Below are 23,329 nucleotides of genomic sequence, written 5' to 3'. Positions count from 1 at the left end.
GTTCCGACCGATCCACCGGTCAGCACGGTACGGGCGGAGGCGGCCGCCGCCGTCACCCCGGGGAGCCAACCCGCCCCTGATACCGCGGTATGACACCCGTACGGAGGCGCGGGGCCCGGTGCGCTACTTCTTCTTGAGGCGGTAGATGACCGTGTCGCCCGTGACGCCGACGACCTCGTAGTGGGTGTCGAGGAGGGTGGCGATGCGGGGGACGAGGTCGGGTTGGTAGGGGGCGGTGCCGGAGTCGTCGACGACGACTTCGGGGAAGCCGTTGGTGCTGATCTCGTGGTCGAAGGTCTGCCAGGCGTCGGAGACGGAGTACTGCTCGCCGACCTTCTGGCCGTCCTTGCCGCCGCTGTAGTTGGTGAGGAAGCCGGCGGTGAGGTAGCGGGTGACGGGGCGTCGGTCGGCGAGCCAGTAGAGCTCGGGGTGCATGCCCCAGACCAGGACGGTGTCCTTGGGGGTGGTCTGGGCGGCGACGGCGGTGGCGACCTCGGTGGTCTGGGTGAGTTTCTGGCCGGGCCAGAAGACGGCGAGGCCCCAGAAGAAGGTGCAGGCGGCGGTCGAGTAGACCACGACGGGTTTCCAGCGGACGGCGGAGGTGGAGACCGCGCCGACGCCGAGCAGGACCAGCGGCGGCATCAGCTGGAGGTAGTAGTGGCCGAAGAAGTGGAAGCCGACCGAGACCGCGAGGACGGAGGAGGCCAGCCACACCCACAGGTCGATGGTGGAGCCGTGCTCCTCGCCGCGGTCGGGCACCGGACGACGCCGGTAGCGCAGCCACAGGCGGCGGCCGACGGGCAGCAGGAAGGCCAGCCCGGCGGCGAGCAGGATCGCCGAGTTGCCGAGCGCCCGGCCGAGCATCTGCGGCCAGTTGGAGCCGAGGCTGGCGTAGTCGCCGGAGCCGGTGACCACCCAGAACAGGAAGCCCTTGGGCTTGGTGAGGATGACCGCGACCAGCGCTATCGGCAGCGCGAAGCCGAAGCCGATCTTGGCCAGGGCGGGCAGCCACCGCACGCCGCGCTGCCGGGCGTCCTGGAGCAGCATCCACAGCACGGGGAGCAGCACGGCGCCGCCCGTCTGCTTGGTGAGCGAGCAGATCGCGACGGCGATGCCCGCGGCCAGCCAGCGGCGGCGCTCCGCGTAGCGGAAGGCGGCGACCATGGCGGGCAGCATGAAGACTTCGAAGGTGGCGGCCTGGGTGTCCTCGGGGGAGAGCCCGATGGAGAGCAGCAGGTAGAGGATGCCGGCGTAGCGCCCGGCCCGGTCGCCCCAGCGTCCGCGGGCAAGCGAGGCCAGCAGGACGGCGGTGAGCAGGTGGGCGCAGATCGCGAGGGTGCGCAGCGGCCAGAGCGAGACGGAGCCGAAGAGCCCGAAGCAGGCTTCGTACAGCCAGGGCAGCAGCGGGGGTTTGCGGTCGACGACGGTGTCGTAGAGGACGCCGCCGTCGGCGAGCATCCGGGCCTGGGTGGCGAGGTAGCCCTCGTCGGGGCTCCACACGGGGCGCAGGAAGGACGGCAGGTGGGTCAGGGTGGCCAGCACCGCGAGCAGCGGGACCAGTCTGGTCCAGTACCCGGTGCGGACGCGCTGGGGAACGCGGTCGGCGAGGGCACTCAGGCGGCTCGTGATGGTGAGGGACACGGATGACAACCTACCGGGCGTGAACAGCGGGAGGCATCGCCGGTCCACGAAAGAGTGTGACGGTAAGACAATGGGCGCACCGCGCGGAGCCGTTGGAGTGGCCCGCGCGGTGCGCCGCCGAACGAGGACCGGGGTCAGCGCCCGGCGAGTGCCCGGGTGCGGATCAGCGCCTCGACCTTCGCGGCGATCGCGGGCGCGGTGAGCCCGATCTCGTCGAGGATCTCGCCGCGCGAGGCGTGGTCGAGGAACTCCTGCGGGATGCCGAAGTCCCGCAGCGGGACGTCCACGTCGGCGTCGCGCAGCGCCTGGGCGATGGCGGAGCCGACGCCGCCGGCCCGGCCGTTGTCCTCGACGGTGACGACCAGTCGGTGCTGGGCGGCGAGGCCGGGGAGCACGGGGTCGACCGGCTTGACCCAGCGGGGGTCGACGACGGTGGTGGTGATGCCCTGCTCGGCGAGCAGGTCGGCGACCGCGAGGCAGGTCGGGGCCATCGCGCCGACCGAGACGATCAGCACGTCGGCCGCGTCGTCGTCGGAGCGCTCGGTGTTCTCCCGCAGCACGTCCATGCCGCCGACGGTGCCGACCGCGGGGACGGACGGGCCGACGCTGCCCTTCGAGTAGCGGACCACGGTGGGCGCGTCGGTGACCTCGACGGCCTCGCGCAGCTGCAGGCGGACCTGCTCGGCGTCGCGCGGGGCGGCCAGCCGCAGGCCGGGGACGACCTGCAGGATCGACATGTCCCACATGCCGTTGTGCGAGGCGCCGTCGGTGCCGGTGACGCCGGCCCGGTCGAGCACGAAGGTGACGCCGAGCTTGTGCAGGGCGACGTCCATCAGGACCTGGTCGAAGGCCCGGTTGAGGAAGGTCGCGTAGACCGCGACCACCGGGTGCAGGCCGTTGGTGGCCAGGCCGGCGGCGCTGACCGCGGCGTGCTGCTCGGCGATGCCGACGTCGAAGATCCGGTCGGGGTAGGCCTTGGCGAACGGGGCGAGGCCGACCGGGTGCAGCATGGCGGCGGTGATGGCGACGATGTCGCGGCGCTCGCGGCCGAGCGCGACCATCTCCTCGCCGAAGACCGAGGTCCAGTCCTTGCCGGAGGTCTTCACCGGCAGGCCGGTGTCGGGGTGGATCACGCCGACCGCGTGGAAGCGGTCCTCGTCGTTGTTCTCCGCGGCGTGGTAGCCGCGGCCCTTCTCGGTGATGCAGTGCACGATGACCGGGCCGCCGAAGCCGCGCGCCTTGGTGAAGGCGGACTCCAGGGCCTGCAGGTCGTGGCCGTCGATCGGGCCGATGTACTTGAGGCCGAGGTCCTCGAACATGCCCTGCGGGGCGATGAAGTCCTTGAGGCCCTTCTTGGCGCCGTGCAGGGTGTCGAACATCGCCTGGCCGACCACGGGGGTGCGCTGCAGCGCGTCCTTGCCCCAGGACAGGAAGCGCTCGTAGCCCTGGGTGGTGCGCAGCGTGGAGAGGTGGTTGGCGAGGCCGCCGATGGTCGGCGAGTAGGACCGCTCGTTGTCGTTGACCACGATGACGATCGGCAGGTCCTTGCCGTCGGCGATGTTGTTCAGCGCCTCCCAGGCCATGCCGCCGGTGAGCGCGCCGTCGCCGATCACCGCGACCACCGGGCGGTCCTTGTGGCCCTGGACCTTGTTGGCCTTGGCCAGGCCGTCGGCGTAGCCGAGCACGGTGGAGGCGTGCGAGTTCTCGATCACGTCGTGCTCGGACTCGGCGCGCGAGGGGTAGCCGGACAGGCCGCCCTTCATCTTGAGCCGCGAGAAGTCCTGACGGCCGGTGAGCAGCTTGTGGACGTACGACTGGTGGCCGGTGTCGAAGAGGATGCGGTCGCGCGGGGAGTCGAACACCCGGTGCATCGCGATGGTCAGCTCGACGACGCCGAGGTTGGGGCCGAGGTGGCCGCCGGTCTTGGAGACCTCCTCCACCAGGAAGCCGCGGATCTCCTCGGCGAGCGACGACAGCTGCGCAGGGGTGAGCCGATCGAGATCGCGCGGTCCCCGAATGCGGGTCAGCAGGGCCACCCGTTCCTCCTCGTTCAAGTTCTCGCGCCCTCACGGGCCCGGAGGGCGTACGCCCCGTGTGAGTCTAATGTCCATTACCCGTGCGTAGTGCGGCGGGCAACCGTGTCCAGCACTTCGGGTGTCCGCGACCGGGAAAACGGCGAACCGCGCGACCGGCCCCTGTATATACGGGGCGAAGCGGTCGCGCGGTTCCGGGGGTTGGACGGTCAGCCGCGTCCGGAGGACTTCTGGGTGCGGCGGGAGACCGAGTCCAGGACCACCGCGGCGAGCAGCACCGCGCCGGTGATCATGTACTGGATGGCCTGCTGGGCGTGGACCATGTCCAGGCCGGTGGTGATGGACTGCAGGACCAGGATGCCGAGCAGCGCCGACCAGGTCTTGCCGCGGCCGCCGAACAGGCTGGTGCCGCCGATGACGGCCGCCGCGATGGCGCTCATCAGCACGTTGCCGCCGCCGAGGGCCTTGTCCGCGGAGCCCTGCTGGGAGGCGATGAACAGACCGCCGAAGCCGGCCAGGCCGGCCGAGATCATGTACACCGAGGTGCGCACCCAAGCGACGTTGATGCCGGAGCGGCGGGCCGCCTCGATGCCGCCGCCGACCGCGAAGATCTGCCGGCCGTAGGAGGTGCGGCGCAGCACGAAGTCCGCGATCGCGACGATGCCGACGAAGATCACCAGCGGCAGCGGCAGGCCGCGGTCCTGGTTGAGCATGTAGGCGACGACCAGCGCGACGACCGCGATGGCGCCGGTGCGCAGCGCGATCTCGCTGTACGGGCGGGCGGGCAGCCCGGCCGTGGCGCGGCGGCGGGCGTCGAGCAGCTGGCCGGAGGCGAACAGCGCGATGGTGCCGATGGCGAACAGCCAGGACCAGATGACGTCGCCGTCACCGAGGAAGTAGGTGTCCAGGTTGGCGATGACGCCGTCGTTCAGGTTGTTGACGGTGCCGAGCTTGCCGATGGTGAAGTCCTGCAGGCCGCTCCAGGCGAGCATGCCGGCCAGGGTGACCAGCAGCGCGGGCACGCCGATCTTGGAGAAGAAGAAGCCGTGCACGGCGCCCATGGCGACCGCGGCGAGGATGCCGATCAGCACCGCGATCCACTCGTTGACACCCTGACGGACCGCCAGCACCGAGGAGATCGCGGCGGTGACGCCGGCTATCGAGCCGAGCGAGAGGTCGATCTCACCGAGCAGCAGCACGAAGACGATGCCGGTGGCGATCAGGCCGGGGCCGGCGATCCACTTGGTGATGTTGGTGAGGTTGTCGGCGTTGAGGAACGAGCCGGTCTTCCACTGGAAGATGATCGCGATCAGCACCAGGCCGACGACCACCGGCAGCGAGCCGAGCTCGCCGCTGCGGATCTTGCGCCGGAACTCGTCGACGTAGCCGGCCAGGCCGTCCTTGCGGACCAGCAGCCGCGGGTCGACGGCCGGGGCCGCCGGGGCTGCAGGGGTGGTGGTGGGGTTCTCGGTGCTCACTTCGCTTCCTCCGCGATTCGGGCCTGACGACGTGTCACCGCGTTGTCGGTGGCGCCGGTGATGGCGGAGATGATCTCCTCGTGCGAGGTGGTGGCCACCTCGAAGCTGCCGTTGTTGCGGCCCAGGCGGAGCACCGCGACGGTGTCCGCGACGGCCTTGACGTCGGCCATGTTGTGGCTGATCAGGATCACGCCGAGGCCGCGCTGGCGGAGCCGCTCGACCAGGTCGAGGACCTGGGCGGTCTGCTCCACGCCGAGCGCCGCGGTGGGCTCGTCCAGGATCACGATCTTCGGGTCGCCGACCAGGGCGCGGGCGATCGCGACGACCTGGCGCTGACCGCCGGAGAGCGAGGCGATCGGGATGCGGACACTGGGGATGCGGATCGACAGGGTGTCGAGGAGCTCGCGGGCGCGCTTCTCCATCGCGACCTCGTCCAGGGTGCCGAAGCGCTTGAGCTCGCGGCCGAGGAAGAGGTTGCCGACCACGTCGAGGTTGTCGCAGAGCGCGAGGTCCTGGTAGACGGTGGCGATGCCGAGCGACTGGGCGTCGTGCGGGCGACCGATGGAGACCGCCTTGCCCTCCCACTCGATGACGCCCTCGTCGATCGGGTGGACGCCCGCGATGGTCTTGACCAGGGTGGACTTTCCGGCGCCGTTGTCGCCGACCAGGGCGACGACCTCGCCCGCGTGAACCTCCAACTGCACGTCGGTGAGCGCCTGGACGGCGCCGAAGCGCTTGGAGACCCCGCGCAACGCCAGTACGGGTGCGCCTGTCACGTGAACCATCTCCTTGTGTTCCGTGCCGGTCCTGACATCCCGGCACGGCCGACCCGCGTACCGGGCCGGGTACGCGGGGGTAGTGCGAAAAGAAGCGCGCGCGGCTGCTCCGCGCCGGTGGGCGGGGGCCGACTGCCGGTCAGTCGGCCCCCGCCCGCGGGGTGTTACTGGATGCCGGCCGCGGTGCAGGCGGCGGCGAAGTCGGCGGTGCAGATGTCCGCCGCCTTGTAGAGACCGTCGGCGATCACGGTGTCCTTGATGTTCGCCTTGGTGACGACCTTCGGGTCCAGCAGCTTGGCCGGGATGCCCTTGTCGGTGTCGCTGTCGATGGTCGACGAGGCGACGGCCTTGACGTCCTTGCCCTGCAGCAGGTTGACGGCCAGTTCGCCGGCCGCGTCGGCCAGCGGCTTGTACGCCTTGTAGATGGTGTAAGCCTGGTCGCCCGAGACGAGGCGCTGGATCGCGTCCAGACCGGCGTCCTGGCCGCCGACCGGGACGTTGATGCCCTGCGACTTCAGCTGGGTGATGATCGCGGCCGCCATGCCGTCGTTGGCGGAGTAGACGGCCTGGAAGCCGTCCTTGCCGAGCTGGGTGATGGCGGCGCCGACCTTCTGGCCCGCGACGGTGGGCTTCCACTCACCGCTCTGCTCGTAGACGACCTTCTTGACCTTGCTGTCCAGGACCTTGTGGGCGCCGGACTTGAACTTGCCGGCGTTCGGGTCCGCCTCGTCGCCGTTGATCATGATGATGTTGGCGTCCGCGGCCTTGGCGCCGAGGGCGTCGACCAGGGCCTGGCCCTGGAGCTCGCCGACCTTCTCGTTGTCGAACGAGACGTAGGCGGAGACCGGGCCGGTGGCCAGGCGGTCGTACGCGATGACCTTGACGCCCTTGTCGGCGGCCTCCTTCACCCAGGACTGGGTGGACTTGGCGTCGAACGCGTCCAGGATGATCACCTTGACGCCCTGCGCGATCAGGGTGTCGAACTGCTGCTTCTGCTTCGCGGCGGAACCCTCGGCGTTGCTGTACTCGACCTTGCAGTCGGCGCACAGGGCCTTGACCTTGGCCTCGATGAACGGCTTGTCGAAGGACTCGTAACGGGTCGAGGACGCGTTCTCCGGGAGCAGCAGGCCGATCGACTTGTTGTTGCCCGAAGCCGCGTCGCCCTTCTTGTCATCGCCGGCCTTGCCACAGGCGGCCATGGTGAGAGCCATCGAGACGGCGGCGGTACCGATGACGACGCGACGCATCATTGCGTTCATGGTGGGGGGTGCCTCCCTGACAGAGCCGCAACATCGCGGCGAGGTGGGCAGGAGTCAACCCCGTCACCAAGCTTGTCGTCAATAAGTAAAACCGGAGGGCCCTGGATTCAGACCCTTTCGTTATCTTCCTGAAGGCTTACCCGAGATCAGACGGGGTAGAAGTACCGTTCGGGCACGCCTCACAGGACGCCCGTCTCACCCATCTCGCTCATCACCAGGGCGAGCGCGCCGAGCACCTCCGCGCGGCCACCGAGCGTGCCGGGAACGACCGACAACTGCCGGGCGGCGCTGGGGATCGCGTACCGCGCCACGGAGTCCCGGATCGGGGAAAGCACCAGCTCACCGGCCTCGGCGAGGTCTCCGCCGAGGATCACCCGGCGCGGGTTGAGCAGATTGCAGAGGGTGGCCACGCCCATGCCGATCTGGCGGCCCGCGTCGGCGATCACCCGGCGGCAGCCCAGGTCGCCCTGCTGGGCCAGTTGGACGACCCTGCTCAGGGTGAGGTCGCCGGGGTGGTTGGCGTTCAAGAGGTTGAGCAGGTAGCGCGAACCGACGAAGGTCTCCAGGCAGCCGCGGTTGCCGCAGCGGCAGACCGGACCGGCCTCGTCCAGCGTGATGTGCCCGATCTCGCCGGCGGTGCCGCCGGGGCCCCGGTAGATCTGGTTGTTGATCACCAGTCCGGAGCCGACGCCGCTGGCCACCTTGATGTACGCCAGGTCCCCCAGGCCCCGGCCGGCGCCCCAGACCAGCTCGCCGAGCGCGCCCAGGTTGGCGTCGTTGTCCACGTGCACCGGCATCCCGAGCCGCTGGGACAGCTCCTGACGCGGCATCACCCCGGTCCAGCCGGGCAGGATCGCGGTGGAGCCGAGCGCCCCGGTCTCCACGTCGATCGGGCCGGGCACGCCCAGGCCCACCCCGATCACCTTGTCCGGCCGGAACCCGGCCTGCTCCAGCAGCCGCTCCACCATCCGCTCGGCGCGGTCGAAGCCCTGCTGGGCCGAGACGTCGACGTCCAGCGGCTCGCTCTCCTCGGCCAGCACCCGGTGCGCCAGGTTGCCGACCGCGACCCGCAGGTGGGTGTGGCCGAAGTCGACGCCCACCACGATCCCGGCGTCCCCGCTGAGCGAGACGCTGCGCGCCCGCCGCCCGCCGGAGGAGGTGTCGGCGACCACCACGGTCCCGGATTCCTTGAGCTCCCGGACGATGTTGGACACCGTCGCGGCCGACAGGCCCGTGCCGCGGGCGATCTCCGCCTGGGTGAGCGATCCGGCCATCCGCACGGCCCGCAGCACCCGCTCGAGGTTCGCCCGGTGCAGCGAGGACTGCGATCCCGGTGTGTCCGTCGACATGTTCCACCCTCCGAGAAGCCGCGCCGTTGCGGCAGTGTCCAAAGTTCAGCTTCAACTTCTGAACTCTATGCTCCGTCACTGCTCGGAGGGCGAGTCAAGCACGAACACGGATCGTTACGCGCGTGGGAGGATGCCCGGTATCCGAGCCTGACGAAGGAGTCCTGCGAGTGCCTGGCACCAACTTGACCCGTGAGGAGGCCCGCACCCGGGCCGCGCTCCTGCACGTGGACGCGTACGACATCGAGCTCGACCTGAGCTCTGCGCGTGAGGGCGGAACCTTCCGGTCCACCACCGTGGTCCGCTTCACCGCCACCGAGCCCGGGGCCTCGACCTTCATCGACCTGGTCGCCCCGAGCGTCTCCGAGATCGTGCTCAACGGCCGCGCCCTCCCGCTGGAGAACTTCGCCGACAGCCGCATCGCGCTGCCCGGGCTGGCCGCCGACAACGAGCTGCGGGTGGTCGCGGACTGCGCCTACACCAACACCGGTGAGGGCCTGCACCGCTTCGTCGACCCGGTCGACGGCGAGACCTACCTCTACACCCAGTTCGAGGTCCCGGACGCCCGCCGGGTGTTCGCCAACTTCGAGCAGCCCGACCTGAAGGCCGCCTTCACCTTCACCGTCACCGCCCCCACCGGCTGGGTCGTGGTCTCCAACTCCCCGACCCCGAAGCCGTCCGGCGAGGGCGACGCCCAGGTGTGGGCCTTCGAGCCCACCCCGCGGATGTCCACCTACATCACCGCGCTGGTGGCCGGCCCCTACGTCGGCGTCTTCGACGAGTACAACGAGCACGACGACAGCGAGCAGGTGGTGCCGCTGGGCATCTACTGCCGCCCCTCGCTGCGCGAGTTCCTGGACGCCGAGGCGATCTTCGAGGTCACCAAGCAGGGCTTCTCCTACTTCCAGGAGAAGTTCGACTACGACTACCCGTTCGCCAAGTACGACCAGCTCTTCGTCCCGGAGTTCAACGCCGGCGCGATGGAGAACGCGGGTGCCGTCACCCTGCGCGACCAGTACGTCTTCCGGTCCAAGGTCACCGACGCCTCCTACGAGATGCGCGCCGCCACCATCCTGCACGAGCTCGCCCACATGTGGTTCGGCGACCTGGTCACCATGGAGTGGTGGAACGACCTCTGGCTGAACGAGTCCTTCGCCACCTTCGCCGAGGTCGTCTGCCAGGCCGAGGCCCCCGGCTCCAAGTGGCCGCACTCCTGGACCACCTTCGCCAACCAGATGAAGACCTGGGCCTACCGGCAGGACCAGCTGCCGTCCACCCACCCGATCATGGCGGAGATCAACGACCTGGAGGACGTCCAGGTCAACTTCGACGGCATCACCTACGCCAAGGGCGCCTCGGTGCTCAAGCAGTTGGTGGCCTACGTCGGCCAGGACGCCTTCTTCGAGGGCGTGCGCGGCTACTTCAAGCGCCACGCCTGGGGCAACACCCGCCTCAGCGACCTGCTCGGCGCCCTCGAGCAGGCCAGCGGCCGCGACCTGAAGACCTGGTCCAAGGCCTGGCTGGAGACCGCCGGCATCAACATCCTCCGCCCGGCGCTCGAGGTGGACGCCGACGGCGTCATCACCTCCTTCGCCGTCCTGCAGGAGGCCCCCGCCCTCCCGGCCGGCGCCCGCGGCGAGGCCGTGCTGCGCCCGCACCGCATCGCCATCGGCCTGTACGAGCTGGTCGACGGCGCGCTGGTGCGCACCGACCGGATCGAGCTGGACGTCGACGGCGAGCGCACCGAGGTCCCGCAGCTGACCGGCCGTCAGCGCCCCGCGGTGCTGCTGCTCAACGACGACGACCTGTCCTACGCCAAGGTCCGTCTCGACGACGCCTCGCTGGCCCAGGTCACCGAGCACCTCGGCGACTTCGCCGACTCGCTCCCCCGCGCGCTGTGCTGGGCCTCCGCCTGGGACATGACCCGCGACGGCGAACTCGCCACCCGCGACTACCTCGCGCTCGCCCTCTCCGGTCTCACCCGGGAGAGCGACATCGGCGTGGTCCAGTCCGTGCAGCGCCAGGTCAAGCTCGCCCTCGAGCTGTACGCCGACCCGGCGTGGCGCGAGGAGGGCCTGCAGCGCTGGGCCGCCGCCGCCGAGACCGCGCTGGCCGCGGCCACCCCCGGCAGCGACCACCAGCTCGCCTGGACCCGCACGCTGGCCGGCGCCGCCCGGACGGACGCTCAGCTCGACCTGCTGGCCGGCCTGTTGGACGGCACCGCGGTCATCGACGGCCTCGCCGTCGACACCGAGCTGCGCTGGACCCTGCTCACCCGACTGGTCGCCACCGGTCGGGCGGACGACGCCGCGATCGCCGCCGAGCTGGAGCGCGACAACACGTCGTCCGGGCAGGAGCACGCCGCGACCTGCCGCGCCGCCCGCCCGACCGCCGAGGCCAAGGCCGAGGCCTGGGCGTCCGTGGTCGAGTCCGACACCCTCACCAACTACGTGCAGGAGGCCGTCATCGCCGGCTTCCAGCAGCCCGACCAGCGAGAGCTGCTGGCGCCGTACATCGAGAAGTACTTCGCGGCGGTCAAGGGCGTGTGGGAGTCGCGCAGCCACGAGATCTCCCAGCAGATCATCGTCGGCCTCTACCCCGCGTACGCGGTCTCCCAGGCCACCCTCGACACCACCGACGCCTGGCTCACCACCGCGGACCCGGCCCCGGCCCTCCGCCGCCAGGTGATCGAGGCCCGCGCGGGCGTCGAGCGGGCGCTGCGCGCGCAGAGCGCGGACCGCTAAAGGGGCAGTTGCAACCACCTAGGGGGGCTCTGGGGGTACCTCCCGGCCCCCCTAGGGGCTGGGGGCGGAACTGCGAGGCGAGTGGCGGTGCGGTCTTAGGTCGGCTGTAGGTCTTGGAGACGTCTATGCGTCTTGACCTCGCAGCGCCCTGTGAGACCGGCCGCCACGCGCCCCCGCCGTTCCCCGGGCCCCTAAAAGTGTCACCCTGAACTGTGTGAGACCCGGGGTGTTCGACAGTTCCACGGTTCCGCCGTGGGCGTGGACGACGGCTCGGACGATGGCGAGGCCGAGGCCGGTGGAGCCGGTGCGGCGGGTGCGGGCGCGGTCGCCTCGGGTGAAGCGGTCGAAGACGTGGGGGGCCAGGGCGGGTGGGATGCCGGGGCCGTCGTCGGTGACGGTGAGCAGGACGTCGGCGGGACGGGGCTCCAGACGGAGTGTCACCTCGGTGCCCGTGGGGGTGTGGGCGCGGGCGTTGGCCAGCAGGTTGGCGACGACCTGCGCCAGGCGGTGGGGGTCGCCGGGGACGGTGACGGGGTGTTCGGGGAGTTCCAGCAGCCAGCGGTGGTCGGGGGCGGCAGCCCTCGCGTCGGCGGTGCAGTCGAGCGCGATCCGGGTCAGGTCGACGTCCTGGAGGGCCAGCGGGCGGCCGGCGTCCAGCCGGGCGAGCAGCAGCAGGTCGTCGACGAGGTCGCCCATCCGCACGGATTCGGCGGTGATGCGCTCCAGCGAGTGGCGGACCTCGTCGGGCACCGGGCCGGGGTGGCGCAGGGCGAGTTCGGCGTGGCCGCGGACCGCGGCGACCGGGTTGCGCAGTTCGTGGCTGGCGTCGGCGGCGAAGTCGCGCAGCCGGTCCTCGACGGCCTGACGGCGGGTCAGGGCGTCGCCGACGTGGCCGAGCATCCGGTTGAGCGCGGCGCCGACCCGGCCGACCTCGGTGCCGGGGTCGGCGTCGGGGACGCGTTCGGCGAGGTCGACGGTGCCACTGGCGAGCGGGAGGGCGGAGACCCGTTCGGCGGTGGCGACCACCCGGTCGAGCGGGCGCAGGGCGATCCGGGCCCCGAGGGTGCCGACGGCCGCGGCGGCGGCGAGGGCGGCCGCGAAGACCACGAGTTCGATGGCGAGCAGGCGTTGGACGGTCTCGTCGACGGGGTGCAGGGGCAGCCCGGTGACCAGGACGTCCTGGTCGTGGCCGGCCACCGCGACGGCGCGGTAGTGGCCGAGCGCGGAGAGGTCGAGGTCGTGGGGGCGGCCGCCGACCGGGAGGCCGCGCAGGGCCCGCTGGTCGGCGTCGGTGAGCGGGACGGTGGCGTCCGCCGCGCCGTGGACGAGCTGGACGGGGTCGTCGTCGCCGGGCGGGATGCCGCCGACCACGGCGGCGTGGGTGACGGCGCCGTCCGCCAGCCGGGCGCCGAAGGTGCCGGGGGACTGGGCGCGGGTGTCGCTGCCGCTCTTCTGGCCGGGGTGCTCCAGGCTGGCGGCGTAGCGGCCGCCGCCGGCGGCGAGCTGCTGGTCGAGGCGGTCGACCAGGAAGTGCCGCAGCGCCTCGCAGGTGGCGACGCCGATGCCGCAGCAGATCACGGCGAGCAGCACCAGCACCCCGGCGACCAGCCGGGCCCGCAGGGTGCGCGGACGGAGCGTCGGGCGCCTCACGGCGTCGGCGCCTTGATCACGTAGCCGGCGCCGCGGACGGTGTGGATCATCGGGTGCCGGCCGGCGTCGACCTTGCGGCGCAGGTAGCTGATGTAGAGCTCGACCACGTGGGCCTGGCCGCCGAAGTCGTAGGACCAGACCGCGTCCAGGATCTGCGCCTTGCTGAGCACCTGGCGGGGGTGCTCCAGCAGGTGGCGGAGGAGCGCGAACTCGGTGGGGCTGAGGTCGATCGGCACGCCGCCGCGGGTGGTCTCGCGGGCCTGCGGGTCGAGTCGCAGGTCGCCGAGGACGAGGGTGCCCGGGGCGTCCGGCCCGGCGGGGGCGGGGTGGGCCCGGCGGAGCAGTCCGCGCAGCCGGGCGACCACCTCACCGAGGCTGAACGGCTTGGTGACGTAGTCGTCGCCGCCGGCGGTGATGCCGGCGATCCGGTCCTCGACGGCGTCGCGGGCGGTGAGGAAGAGCACCCGGACCTCGGGGTCGGCGGTGTGCACCCGGCGGAGCACCTCCAGCCCGTCGAAGTCGGGCAGCATCACGTCGATCACCATGGCGTGCGGGTGCCAGTCGGCGGCGACGGCGACCGCCTCCAGGCCGTCGGTGGCGCCGCGGACCTCCCAGCCCTCGTAGCGCAGGGCGCCGCAGACCACCTCTACCAGGTCGGGCTCGTCGTCGACCACCAGGACCCGCCAGGGCGTTTGCATCCGTCCATTCTGGCTCCGCCCGATGAGAAAGCGGTGAGATCATCGGACCGCTGATCTGCCTGCTCCAGCGCCTCCGACCTGCCCGAACGCCCCCGCGGGAGGGTCTGCGGGCCGCACTTTTCAGAGGGAACTGAGAGCTTGCGGTGCCACCGTGGCCACCTGGAGCAGCAAGGAGGCCCCGTTGACCGCACTCACCACCCCGACCCGCGCCGACCGGCGGGCCGCGCACCGCCGCGCCCTACCGCCGGACGCCGTCCGGCACGGCGCGCTCGCGCTGATCGCGGTCGGCGCGCTCGGCGTCCTCGCGCTCTGGTGGACCGGCACCCCACGCGTCGCCGGCGCCGCCGACTGGCTCACCGGCGCGGGACGGATCACCGGACTGCTGGCCGGGTACACCGCGCCCGTCCTGCTCCTGCTGATGGCCCGGATCCCGCTGCTGGAACGCGAGGTCGGCGCCGACCGGTTGGCGCGCTGGCACGCCTTCGGCGGCCGCTACCTGGTCTCGCTGATCACCGTGCACGTGCTGACCGTGATCTGGGGCTACGCGCTGACCAGCGGCCAGGGCGTGTGGGCCGAGGGCGTGGAGATCGTCCTCCACTTCCCGGAGATGCTCAAGGCGTCCCTGGCCACCCTGCTGATCCTCGGCACCGGGGCGGTCTCGGCCCGCGCCGCCCGCCGCCGGCTGAGCTACGAGGCCTGGTACTACCTGCACCTGGCCACCTACCTCGCGGTCGCCCTCGGCTTCGGGCACCAGCTGGCCACCGGCGCGGACCTCGGCGACGGCCCCGCCCGGGCCGGCTGGTACCTGCTGTACTTCGGCACCGGCGCCGTCCTCGCCTGGTACCGGCTGCTCCAGCCGTGGCTGCGCGACCGCCGGCACGGGCTGCGGATCGCCGAGGTGCGCACCGAGGGCCCCGGCGTGGTGTCCGTCTTCCTGACCGGCCGTCACCTCGCCGACTTGCGCGCCGAGCCCGGCCAGTTCTTCCGGCTGCAGTTCCTCACCCCGCAGCTGCGCTGGGCCGCCAACCCGTACTCGCTCTCCGCGCCGCCGCACCCGCACTTCCTGCGCTTCACCGTCAAGGACCTGGGCGGGCACAGCGCCGCCGTCGCCGCGCTCACCCCCGGCACCCGGGTCCGCGCCGAGGGCCCGTACGGGGCGTTCACCGCCCGCCGGCAGCACCAGCGCAAGGTGCTGCTGCTCGGCGCCGGCGTCGGCGTCACCCCGCTGCGCGCGCTGTTCGAGACGCTGCCCGGCAGGCTGACGCTCGTCCAACGGGCCACCCACCCGCGGGACGTGCTGTTCCGGCAGGAGCTGGCCGAGGTCGCCGCGCACCGCGGCGGCACCGTCCACGAGCTGCTCGGCCCGCGCGCCCGGGTCGGCGACCTGCGCACCGCCCTCACCCGGCTGGTACCGGACCTGGCCGACCACGAGGTCTACCTGTGCGGCCCCGAGGCCTTCAGCACGGAGGCCGTCCGCGCGCTGCGCGCCGCCGGGGTGCGGCGCTCCCGCATCCACCACGAGTCCTTCGCCCTCTAGGAGCCCCGCCGCCATGCGCCGAGCCGTCATCACCGCGTCCGCCACCGCCGCCGGGGTGGTCCTGCTGCTCTCCCTGAAGCCGCACGACGCCGCGACCACCGCCGCCATCTCCTCCGTGTCCGGCACCGGCTCCGGCAGCGCCGGCCAACCGCAGGACGCCTCGCACACCAGCGCCGCGCCGTCCACCACGCCGTCCACCACCGGCTCCTCACGGACCGTCACCGGCACGGCGATCAACACCCGCTACGGCCCGGTCCAGGTGAAGCTCACCCTGTCCGGCAGCACCATCAGCAAGATCGACGTCATCCAGTACCCCACCCGAGACCGCCGCGACCAGGAGATCAACAGCTACGCCATCCCGGTCCTCAACCAGGAGGCGATCGCCGCGCAGAACGCGAGCATCGACGTGGTCAGCGGCGCCACCTACACCAGCGAGGGCTACACCCGCTCGCTGCAGAGCGCCCTCGACCAGGCGGCCAAGTGACCGCCGCCCCGCTCGGCCACGTCGAGCACGTGATGGGGACGGTCTTCTCCTTCACCGTCCGCGACCCCGGCCCCGCCACCGCCGACGCCCTGCGCCGGATCGTCGCCCGCCTGCACCACATCGACGAGGTCTTCTCCCCGTACCGGCCGGACAGCGCGATCAGCCGACTCGGCCGCGGCGAACTCTCCCTGACGGAGTGCGACCCCGAGGTCGCCGAGGTGCTCGCGCAGTGCGACGCGCTCGCCGCCGAGACCGACGGCTACTTCACCGCGCACCCCGGCGGCCGGCTCGACCCCAGCGGCTGGGTCAAGGGCTGGGCCATCGAGGAGGCCTCCCGGGCCCTGCGCGCCGCCGGTTCCACCCACCACTGCGTCAGCGGCGGCGGCGACGTCCAGACCGCCGGCGGCCCCTGGCGGATCGGCATCGCCGACCCCCACCGCCCCGGCACCGTCCTCTGCGTCCTCACCGGCCACGACCTCGCGGTCGCCACCTCCGGCACCGCCGAACGCGGCGCCCACATCCACGACCCGCACACCGGCCGCCCCACGACCGGCTACGCCTCACTCACCCTGGTCGGCCGCCACCTGGCCCGTACCGACGCCCACACCACCGCCGCATTCGCCATGGGCTCCCCCGCCGGCCTCACCTGGGCCCACCACCACGCCCTCGCCGCCCTGGCCGTCCACCCGGACGGCACCCGCGAACAGACCCCGGGCCTGGCTCACTTCCGCGAGGGGGTAAACCCCCAGGGGCCCGGGTGAGCGAAGCTCACAAGGGGCCCGGGGAACGGCGGGGGCGCGTGACGGCTGGTCTCACAGGGCGCTGTCAGGTCAAGCCGCATGGACGTCTCCAAAGACCTACAGCCCAGTCAAGACCGCACCGCCACTCGCCTCGCAGTTCCGCCCCCAGCCCCAAGGGGGGCCGGGAGGTACCCCCAGAGCCCTGGGTGTTGCAACTGGCTCTGGGTGCGCTGCTACTTCTTCTTGCTGCCCGGAAGCATGCACAGGCCCGCGATCACCAGGAAGGCGAAGATCGGCAGGAAAACGAACAGCCCCAGGGTCGCGCCGACGCTCAGGCTGGTGCCCGGGTCGTCGCCGTCGTCGCGCGTCAGTGCCATCGCGGGCGACGTCATCACCATCATCAGCGTGGCCGTCGCGGTGACCGCACCGGCGCGCATTGCGTTCCTCTTGTCCACGTTCCCCAAGGTACCGGCCCCCTACCCCGCATCGCTCAGCGGGGTGCGCCTTCCGGCGTGTCCCGCTGACGGGTCGTCCGCGGGGGCGGCCAGCGGGGCCAGCGTCGCGGCGATGGCGGCGGCGCCGGGGGATGCGGCCACCTGGTCGAGGGTGCGCGGGGTGCCGGTGGAGTCGGCGACGGGGAGGCGCCAGTTCGGGTACTGGTCCCACGTGCCGGGCAGGTTCTGCGGTCGCGGGTCGCCGACCGTGTCGGGCAGCCACACGCCGACCAGCTTCGCGGGCGTGGCCAGCAGGAAGGCGTACAGCGCCTCCGGCGTGGTCTTCTCGCCCTCGGCGAGCAGCCCGAGCCTGGTCAACTCCTCTTGCCAGTCGGTGAGTTCGCGGTCCGCCGCGGCCTGTTCCTCGGCCAGCGGGCGGGCCAGCAGGCCGAGGTGGTGGCGCAGCTCGACGTGTTCGCCGCTGAGTCGGGCGGCGGTGCTGGGCAGGTCGTGGGTGGTCAGGGTGGCGAGGCATCCGGCCCGCCAGCGCTCGGGCGGGAGAATGGCGCCGCCCGCGTGCCAGTCCCGTTCGAACCAGAGCACCGAGGTGCCCATGATCCCGTGTTCGGCGAGCCGCTCGCGGACGCCGGGCTCCACCGTGCCGAGGTCCTCGCCGATCACCGCGGTACCGGCCCGGTGCGCCTCCAGCGCGAGGACGGCCAGCATCGCCTCGGCGTCGTAGCGCACGTAGGTGCCCTGGGTGGGGCGGGCGCCCTGCGGCACCCACCAGAGTCGGAACAGGCCCATCACGTGGTCGATCCGGATCGCTCCGGCGTGCCGGGCGGCGCCGCGCAGCAGTTCGGCGTACGGGGCGTAACCGGCCTCGGCGAGCGCGTCGGGGCGCCAGGGGGGCAGGCCCCAGTCCTGGCCGTGTGCGTTGAAGGCGTCCGGCGGGGCGCCGGTGGAGATGCCGCCCGCGAGGACGTCCTGCAGGGCCCAGGCGTCGGCGCCGTCGGGGTGGACGCCCACCGCGAGGTCGTGGATCAGGCCGATCGGCATCCCGGCGTCCTCGGCGGCGCGCTGCGCGGCGTGCAGTTGCTCGTCGACCAGCCAGGCCAGCCAGCGGTGGAACTCGATCCGGTCCGCCAACTCGGCCTTGGCCGCCGCGACCTGGGGGTTGGTGGGGTGCCGCAGGCCCTTCGGCCAGGAGTGCCAGCCGCTGCCGTGCTCCTCCGCCAGCGCGCACCAGGTGGCGTACCGCTCCAGCCACTCGCCCTCGCGCCGGACGAACGCCCGGTACGCGGCCTCCCGTCCGGCGCCGCGCGGCACGGTGTGCAGCAGGTCGAGTGCCTGGCGCTTCAGCGACCAGACCGAGTCGCGGTCGATCAGGCCGTCGTGCGCCAGCACCTCCTCCCGCAACTGCCGTGCGCGGCGGGCGAGATCGTGGGCGTCCTCGTGCCGGGTGTACTCCGGGACGGCCTCGATCCGCAGGTGCACCGGGTCGGCGAAGCGGCGCGAGGAGGGGCGGTAGGGCGAGGGGTCGGAGGGGACGCCGGGCAGGCCGGCGTGCAGCGGGTTGATCTGCAGGAAGCCCGCGCCGTGCTCGGCGCCCGCCCACTGGGCGAGTTCGGCCAGATCGGCGAGGTCGCCCATGCCCCAGGAGTGGTCGCTGAGCACCGAGTACAGCTGCGCCAGGAAGCCCCAACTGCGCTGCTGCGGTTCGGGGATGCGCGGCGGGGCGACGATCACCGTGGCCCGGGCCGCGCGCTCCCCCGCCCGCGCGTGCAGCGTGTGTCGGCCGAGCGGCAGGTCCTCCGGCAGCCAGTGCGCGTGCTCGTGGCCCTCCGTCAGCTCCCAGACGCCGCCGTCCTCCAGCTCCAGCCGCACCTCGGCGTCGGCCGGCAGGTCGAGCGCGGTGCGGCGTCCCTGCCAGGCCACCACGGTCGGGGGCAGCAGCCGCTCGGCGATCTGCGCGCGGTGCCGCTCCAGGGCCTGCGCGGCCAGCTCCGGCGTGCCCGCCTCGACCCCGAGCGCCCCGAGCACCGCGACCAGGGTGTCCGCCCCGACCTGCACCGGCCCGGCCCCCGCGTCGTACGCGGTGTCCACCCCGTACGCGTGCGCCAGCGCCACCAACTCCGGCGCGGCCGGCGGATTGTCCTCCGCCGGCACCAGCTCGACCCCCGCCTGCTCCCGGTCAAGGTATGCGGCCACCCAGCGCACTCCGTCCTCAGACGCCCAAACGCCAACAGCCACAGTCCTACCCGCGCCACCACCCCCCGACCCCGACCGACACGGCCCACCCGCGCCCCGATACGGGTGAACGCCGCGCCGCCGCGTTGCCGGCGGGCCCGCCGGACGACAGGTGGGGGCGGTGTGACGAGGGTGAACGCGGCGGGGCGGGGAGTCGACCGGGGGCCGACGGGGTGCGGTGGGGTTATCGGGCCATATCGGGCATACCTGTCAGGGGCGTTGACAGGGACGCGGGTAGCTGGTGGGCTGGGCGCGCCGGGTGGCGCAGGGGGGCTGGGCTGGGCTGGCGGGGGGCCGGTGAGCTGGGCGTTTCGGGCGGCGAGGAGGCTCCGGTGCAGGCGCGGGTGTCGGTGGTTGCGGGGCGTCGGCTGCGGCAGCAGATGGAGCAGAGTACGGCGCTGCGCGAGGTGTTGTCCCACCCCGCGGCGCTGGCGGCGCGGCGGACGGCCGCCCGGACGGCCCGTCAGATAGCACCGCGCGCGGCGGACCGCTTCATCGCGGACTTCAAGGGCACGCCGCCGCTGCTGGCGTCGGTGCGGGCGGAGCGCCGCTCGGGACGCCGGAGCAGCACCCTGAAGCTGGCGGCGACGCTGTCGGCGGCGGCCGTGGTCGGCGGGCTGCTGGTCTCCGCGCCGGGGTACGCGGCGGAGCCGGGCGCCGGCGATCTGCGCGCGGTCTCGGCGGGCGTGAACGACCCCCAGGACGCGCCGGCACCGGCCCCGCTGGGCTCGCTGACCGAGCCCCGGCTCTTCCCGCGTCCGCAGCAGTTGCGCACCGCCGGCAAGCCGGTGAACGTCCCGCACCGGGTCACCGTGGTGCTGGCGGACGGCGCCGACGGCCCGGCCGTGGACGCCGTCCGGGCGCTGCTCACGGCGGCGGGCGCGACCGACGTGGTCACCGCCCCGGAGGCGCCGGAGCAGCCCGCCGCGGGCGAGCTGGTGGTGTACGTCGGCGGTCCGCGCGAGGGCGCGGGCGGTCCGACCGACCGGGCGCTGCGGCTGCTGGTGCAGGCGGCCGGGCTGCCGGACACCGAGGTGCCGGGACTCGACGGGCTGCCGCCGGGCGGCTACCTGCTGACGGCGGGTCAGCTCCCGGCGCCGGCCGGCGGGCAGTACGGCGCCGTGGTGCTGGCCGGGGTGGACGGCGCGGGCACGTTCTACGCGGCGCAGAGCCTGCGGCAGTTGCTGGCGCCGGTCGGACCGGGCCAGGGCCAGGGCGCGGAGGGCGACCGGGGCTTCCCCGGGGTGCTGGTGCGGGACTGGCCGAGCGGGGCGCCGGTGCGCGGCACCGCGGAGTCGTTCTACGGCGCGCCGTGGAGCGCGGCGCAGCGGCTGGCGGAGGTCGACTTCCTGGGCCGCACCAAGCAGAACTTCTTCCTGTACGCGCCGGGCGGCGACCCGTACCGCACCCAGCGCTGGCGCGAGGCGTACCCGGAGGAGCGGCAGCGGGAGTTGGCGGCGCTGGCGGCGCGGGCCCGGGCGAACCACGTGACGCTGGGGTACGCGATCGACCCGGGGCAGTCGTTCTGCTTCTCCTCGGGCAAGGACGTGGACGCCCTGGTGGCGAAGCTGGAGGGCCTGCGGCAGCTCGGGTTCCGGGCGTTCCAGCTGGAGTTCCTGGACGTCAGCTACGACGAGTGGCACTGCGGCGGCGACAAGCGGAAGTTCGGCACCGGTCCGGTGGCGGCGGCGAAGGCGCAGGCGGGGCTGGTCGCAGCGGTGCAGCAGCGGCTGCTGGCGGGGCACCCGGAGCTGCCGCCGCTGTCGGTGGTGCCGACGGAGTACCAGAAGCAGGGCGCGACGCCGTACCGGTCGGCGCTGGCCGCGGCGCTGCCGAGCGGCGTGCAGGTGGTGTGGAGCGGCGGCGCGGTGATCCCGAAGCAGGTGACGGGCGATCAACTCGCCGACACCGCCGCGCTGTTCAGCCGCCCACTGGTGACCTTGGACAACTACCCGGTGAACGACTCGGCGCCCGACCGGCTGTTCCTCGGCGGCTACGGCGGGCGGGACGCCGCGGTGGCGCAGCACTCGGCGATGCTGCTGACCTCGGCGATGAGCCAGCCGGTGGCCTCGCGGATCCCGCTGGCCACCGCCGCGGACTTCGGCTGGCAGCCGGAGGGCTACCAGCCGGAGAGTTCGCTGGCGGCGGCGCTGCACGCGCTCAGCGGCGGCCCGGCGCAGCAGGCGGCGCTGGCCGCGCTCGCGGGCAACAGCGCGTCCTCGCCGCTGGGCGGCAAGGAGTCGGCGTACCTGGCGCCGCTGCTGGAGCGGTTCTGGGCGGCGCTGGAGCCGACCTCGGGGGCGTCCGCCGATCCGGTGAAGCTGCGCGAGGCGGCGCAGCCGCTGCGGGACGCGTTCGCGGTGATGACGGACGCGCCGGCCACGCTGGCGGGCGACCCGGTGGCCGCGGACGCGGCGCCGTGGCTGGACCGGCTGTCGGCGTACGGCTCGGCGGGCCGGGCGGCGGTGGACATGCTCCTCGCGCAGCGCGGCGGCGACGGCACCGCGGCCTGGCAGGCCCGGCTGGAGCTGGGCCGGCAGCGCCAGGTGCTGGCGGCCAACCCGGTGACGGTCGGCAAGGGCGTGCTGGACCCGTTCCTGGACCGGGCGGAGAAGGCCGCCGACACCTGGTCGGGCATCGTCGGCGCGGCCGCCCCGACCACCACCCTGGGCACCGCGCACGACCACGTGCCGACCCTGATGACCGACGGCGCCGCGGACACCTTCTACTGGTCCTCGTCCATGCCGCAGGTCGGTGACAGCTTCGGCCTGGACCTGGGCACCCCGAAGCCGCTGGGCACCGTGACGGTGCTGATGGGGTCCTGGGGCGACGGCCCGGACGCCGGGTCGGCGGCCGACGACTACCTGCACGACGGGGTGCTGGAGTACTTCAGCGGCTCCGGCGGCTGGCAGCAGCTGGCCAAGGTGCACGAGCAGCGCGCGGTGACGGTGACCGCCCCGGCGGGCGCGGTGGCCAAGGCGGTACGGCTGCGCGTCACCGGTGCGCAGCAGACCGCCGTCGCGGTGCGGGAGTTCACGGCGGCCGCGCCGGACGCCACGGCCGCCGCGGTCAGCGGTCCGCCCGCCGCGCCGGGCTCCTCCGCGCAGGCGGTGCTGAACGGCGACCCGGACTCGGCGTTCCGGGCGGCCGCCCCGCCCGCGCCGGGCGACGAGCCGCTCACCGTGGAGCTCGGCGCGGCCCGCCCGCTGGACCGGCTGACCGTGCTCACCGACCCGACCGTGCGCGCCGAGGCGATCGCCCAGGTGCGCCGCCCGGACGGCACGTGGGTGGACCTCGGCCCGGTCCGGCCCGGCTACAACGAGCTGCGGGCGAACGGGCAGCCGGTGGAGGCGATCCGGCTGGTCTGGCAGCCGGGCAGCGAGGCACCGGTGGTCAACCAGGTGATCCCCTGGTACGCGGACCTGCCGGCCGCCCGGATGACGCTGGCCGACGCCACCCTGGACGTGGTCGCGGGCGCGCCCGCCCCGGCGCAGACCCGGGCGACCGTCGAGTCCGGCCGCCCGGACGGGCTGACCGGCGAGCTGAAGGCCGAGGTCCCGCTGGTGGCCAGGGGTCTGACGGTGGCTCCGGTCCCGGCGGTGAGCGTGCCGCGCGGCGGGAAGGTGGGCGCCCCGGTGCTGGTCACCGCGGCCGCCGACACGCCGTCCGGCACCTACCAGGTGCCGCTGGTGTTCACCGCGGGCGGGCTGACGGTGCGCCAGGTGCTGCAGGTGCACGTGGTCCCGCCGACCGGCGGCCCCGACCTGGCGCCGTCCGCGACCGCCACCTCCTCCGGCGACGACAGCGCGAAGACGCCCGCCCGGGCGGTCGCCGACAACGACCCGCGGACCGCGTGGACCGCGCCCGCCCGGGACGACGCCTGGGTGCAGCTGCGGCTGCCGCAGCCGGTGCGCCTCGGCTCGGCGGTGCTGCACTGGCAGGACGCGTACGCCAGCGCCTACCGGGTGGAGACCTCCCCCGACGGCCTGGTGTGGACCCCCGTCGCGGTGGTCGAGAACGGCCAGGGCGGCACCGAGACCCTGCGCTTCGACGCCCCGGGCACCCAGTACCTGCGCGTCCAGGGCGTCAGCCGGGCCACCCGGTACGGCTACTCGCTGTCCGGCGTGGAGCTGTACGCCGTCGGCGCCCCGTAGCCGCACGGCCGGTGCCCCGCACACGGCGGGCCGCCGACACTCCCCGTTGCGGGGGGCGCCGGCGGCCCATGAGGCGTACCGAGTGTTTGTCGGGCAGGCCCTTGT

At 73.2% G+C, this 23,329-nt stretch carries 15 protein-coding genes; 5 read left to right on the top strand and 10 right to left on the bottom strand.

Annotation, left to right across the window (positions count from 1 at the left end; translation table 11 throughout):
• Positions 1-123 precede the first annotated feature (123 nt).
• The 6 genes from ACWD4U_RS18250 to ACWD4U_RS18225 all read right to left on the bottom strand — a co-directional run bounded on the left by ACWD4U_RS18250 (position 124) and on the right by ACWD4U_RS18225 (position 8,536).
• A complete protein-coding gene (locus ACWD4U_RS18250; protein WP_363452780.1) occupies positions 124-1,641 on the bottom strand; it encodes an ArnT family glycosyltransferase in 1,518 nt (505 codons plus the stop codon).
• 134 nt (positions 1,642-1,775) lie between these two features.
• Complete coding sequence (gene dxs / locus ACWD4U_RS18245; protein ID WP_363452782.1) at positions 1,776-3,677, bottom strand: 1-deoxy-D-xylulose-5-phosphate synthase; 1,902 nt, start codon at positions 3,675-3,677, stop codon at positions 1,776-1,778.
• A 206-nt stretch (positions 3,678-3,883) separates the two neighbouring features.
• Complete coding sequence (locus tag ACWD4U_RS18240) at positions 3,884-5,152, bottom strand: sugar ABC transporter permease (protein WP_363452784.1); 1,269 nt, start codon at positions 5,150-5,152, stop codon at positions 3,884-3,886.
• Positions 5,149-5,937, bottom strand: a complete 789-nt coding sequence (locus ACWD4U_RS18235; RefSeq protein WP_363452786.1) for an ATP-binding cassette domain-containing protein — start codon at positions 5,935-5,937, stop codon at positions 5,149-5,151. The genes ACWD4U_RS18240 and ACWD4U_RS18235 overlap by 4 nt, the downstream gene beginning before the upstream one ends.
• A gap of 155 nt (positions 5,938-6,092) precedes the next feature.
• Complete coding sequence (locus ACWD4U_RS18230; protein ID WP_363452788.1) at positions 6,093-7,187, bottom strand: sugar ABC transporter substrate-binding protein; 1,095 nt, start codon at positions 7,185-7,187, stop codon at positions 6,093-6,095.
• Between the two features lie 179 nt (positions 7,188-7,366).
• Positions 7,367-8,536, bottom strand: coding sequence for an ROK family transcriptional regulator (locus ACWD4U_RS18225; RefSeq protein ID WP_363452790.1), 1,170 nt, complete (start codon positions 8,534-8,536; stop codon positions 7,367-7,369).
• Positions 8,537-8,703: 167 nt separating this feature from the next.
• On the opposite strand from ACWD4U_RS18225, the gene pepN reads away from it, so the two are divergent.
• A complete protein-coding gene (gene pepN, locus ACWD4U_RS18220; RefSeq protein WP_363452792.1) occupies positions 8,704-11,277 on the top strand; it encodes an aminopeptidase N in 2,574 nt (857 codons plus the stop codon).
• Positions 11,278-11,400: 123 nt separating this feature from the next.
• Here pepN and ACWD4U_RS18215 read toward each other — a convergent pair whose 3' ends face one another.
• Both ACWD4U_RS18215 and ACWD4U_RS18210 read right to left on the bottom strand, forming a co-directional pair.
• Positions 11,401-12,927: a sensor histidine kinase gene (locus ACWD4U_RS18215; protein WP_363452794.1), complete on the bottom strand. Its 1,527-nt coding sequence runs from the start codon at positions 12,925-12,927 to the stop codon at positions 11,401-11,403.
• Positions 12,924-13,625 carry a response regulator transcription factor gene (locus ACWD4U_RS18210; RefSeq protein WP_363452796.1) on the bottom strand — a complete coding sequence of 234 codons (702 nt, stop codon included), beginning with the start codon at positions 13,623-13,625 and terminating at the stop codon, positions 12,924-12,926. The genes ACWD4U_RS18215 and ACWD4U_RS18210 overlap by 4 nt, the downstream gene beginning before the upstream one ends.
• A 181-nt stretch (positions 13,626-13,806) precedes the next feature.
• Between ACWD4U_RS18210 and ACWD4U_RS18205 the strand changes: the two genes are divergently transcribed.
• From ACWD4U_RS18205 to ACWD4U_RS18195, 3 genes are read left to right on the top strand one after another with little or no spacing between them, the layout of a single operon-like run.
• Positions 13,807-15,162 carry a ferredoxin reductase family protein gene (locus tag ACWD4U_RS18205; protein WP_363452798.1) on the top strand — a complete coding sequence of 452 codons (1,356 nt, stop codon included), beginning with the start codon at positions 13,807-13,809 and terminating at the stop codon, positions 15,160-15,162.
• A 13-nt stretch (positions 15,163-15,175) separates the two neighbouring features.
• The gene (locus ACWD4U_RS18200; RefSeq protein ID WP_363452800.1) at positions 15,176-15,646 is read left to right on the top strand and encodes an FMN-binding protein; all 471 of its coding nucleotides are present in this window, start codon (positions 15,176-15,178) and stop codon (positions 15,644-15,646) included.
• A gap of 32 nt (positions 15,647-15,678) precedes the next feature.
• On the top strand, positions 15,679-16,407 hold the full coding sequence (locus ACWD4U_RS18195) for an FAD:protein FMN transferase (RefSeq protein WP_363452905.1): 729 nt from the start codon (positions 15,679-15,681) through the stop codon (positions 16,405-16,407).
• Positions 16,408-16,619: 212 nt separating this feature from the next.
• Here ACWD4U_RS18195 and ACWD4U_RS18190 read toward each other — a convergent pair whose 3' ends face one another.
• Positions 16,620-16,841, bottom strand: a complete 222-nt coding sequence (locus ACWD4U_RS18190) for a hypothetical protein (RefSeq protein WP_363452802.1) — start codon at positions 16,839-16,841, stop codon at positions 16,620-16,622.
• A gap of 21 nt (positions 16,842-16,862) precedes the next feature.
• Positions 16,863-19,031, bottom strand: coding sequence for a 4-alpha-glucanotransferase (gene malQ / locus ACWD4U_RS18185; protein WP_449787226.1), 2,169 nt, complete (start codon positions 19,029-19,031; stop codon positions 16,863-16,865).
• 371 nt (positions 19,032-19,402) lie between these two features.
• Between malQ and ACWD4U_RS18180 the strand changes: the two genes are divergently transcribed.
• Complete coding sequence (locus tag ACWD4U_RS18180) at positions 19,403-23,224, top strand: beta-N-acetylglucosaminidase domain-containing protein (RefSeq protein ID WP_449787225.1); 3,822 nt, start codon at positions 19,403-19,405, stop codon at positions 23,222-23,224.
• Positions 23,225-23,329 lie beyond the last annotated feature (105 nt).

This window comes from Kitasatospora sp. NPDC002522 (assembly GCF_053595195.1).
Note: the sequence above shows the minus strand (reverse complement) of the source record. Positions and strands in the feature narration are given on the sequence as shown.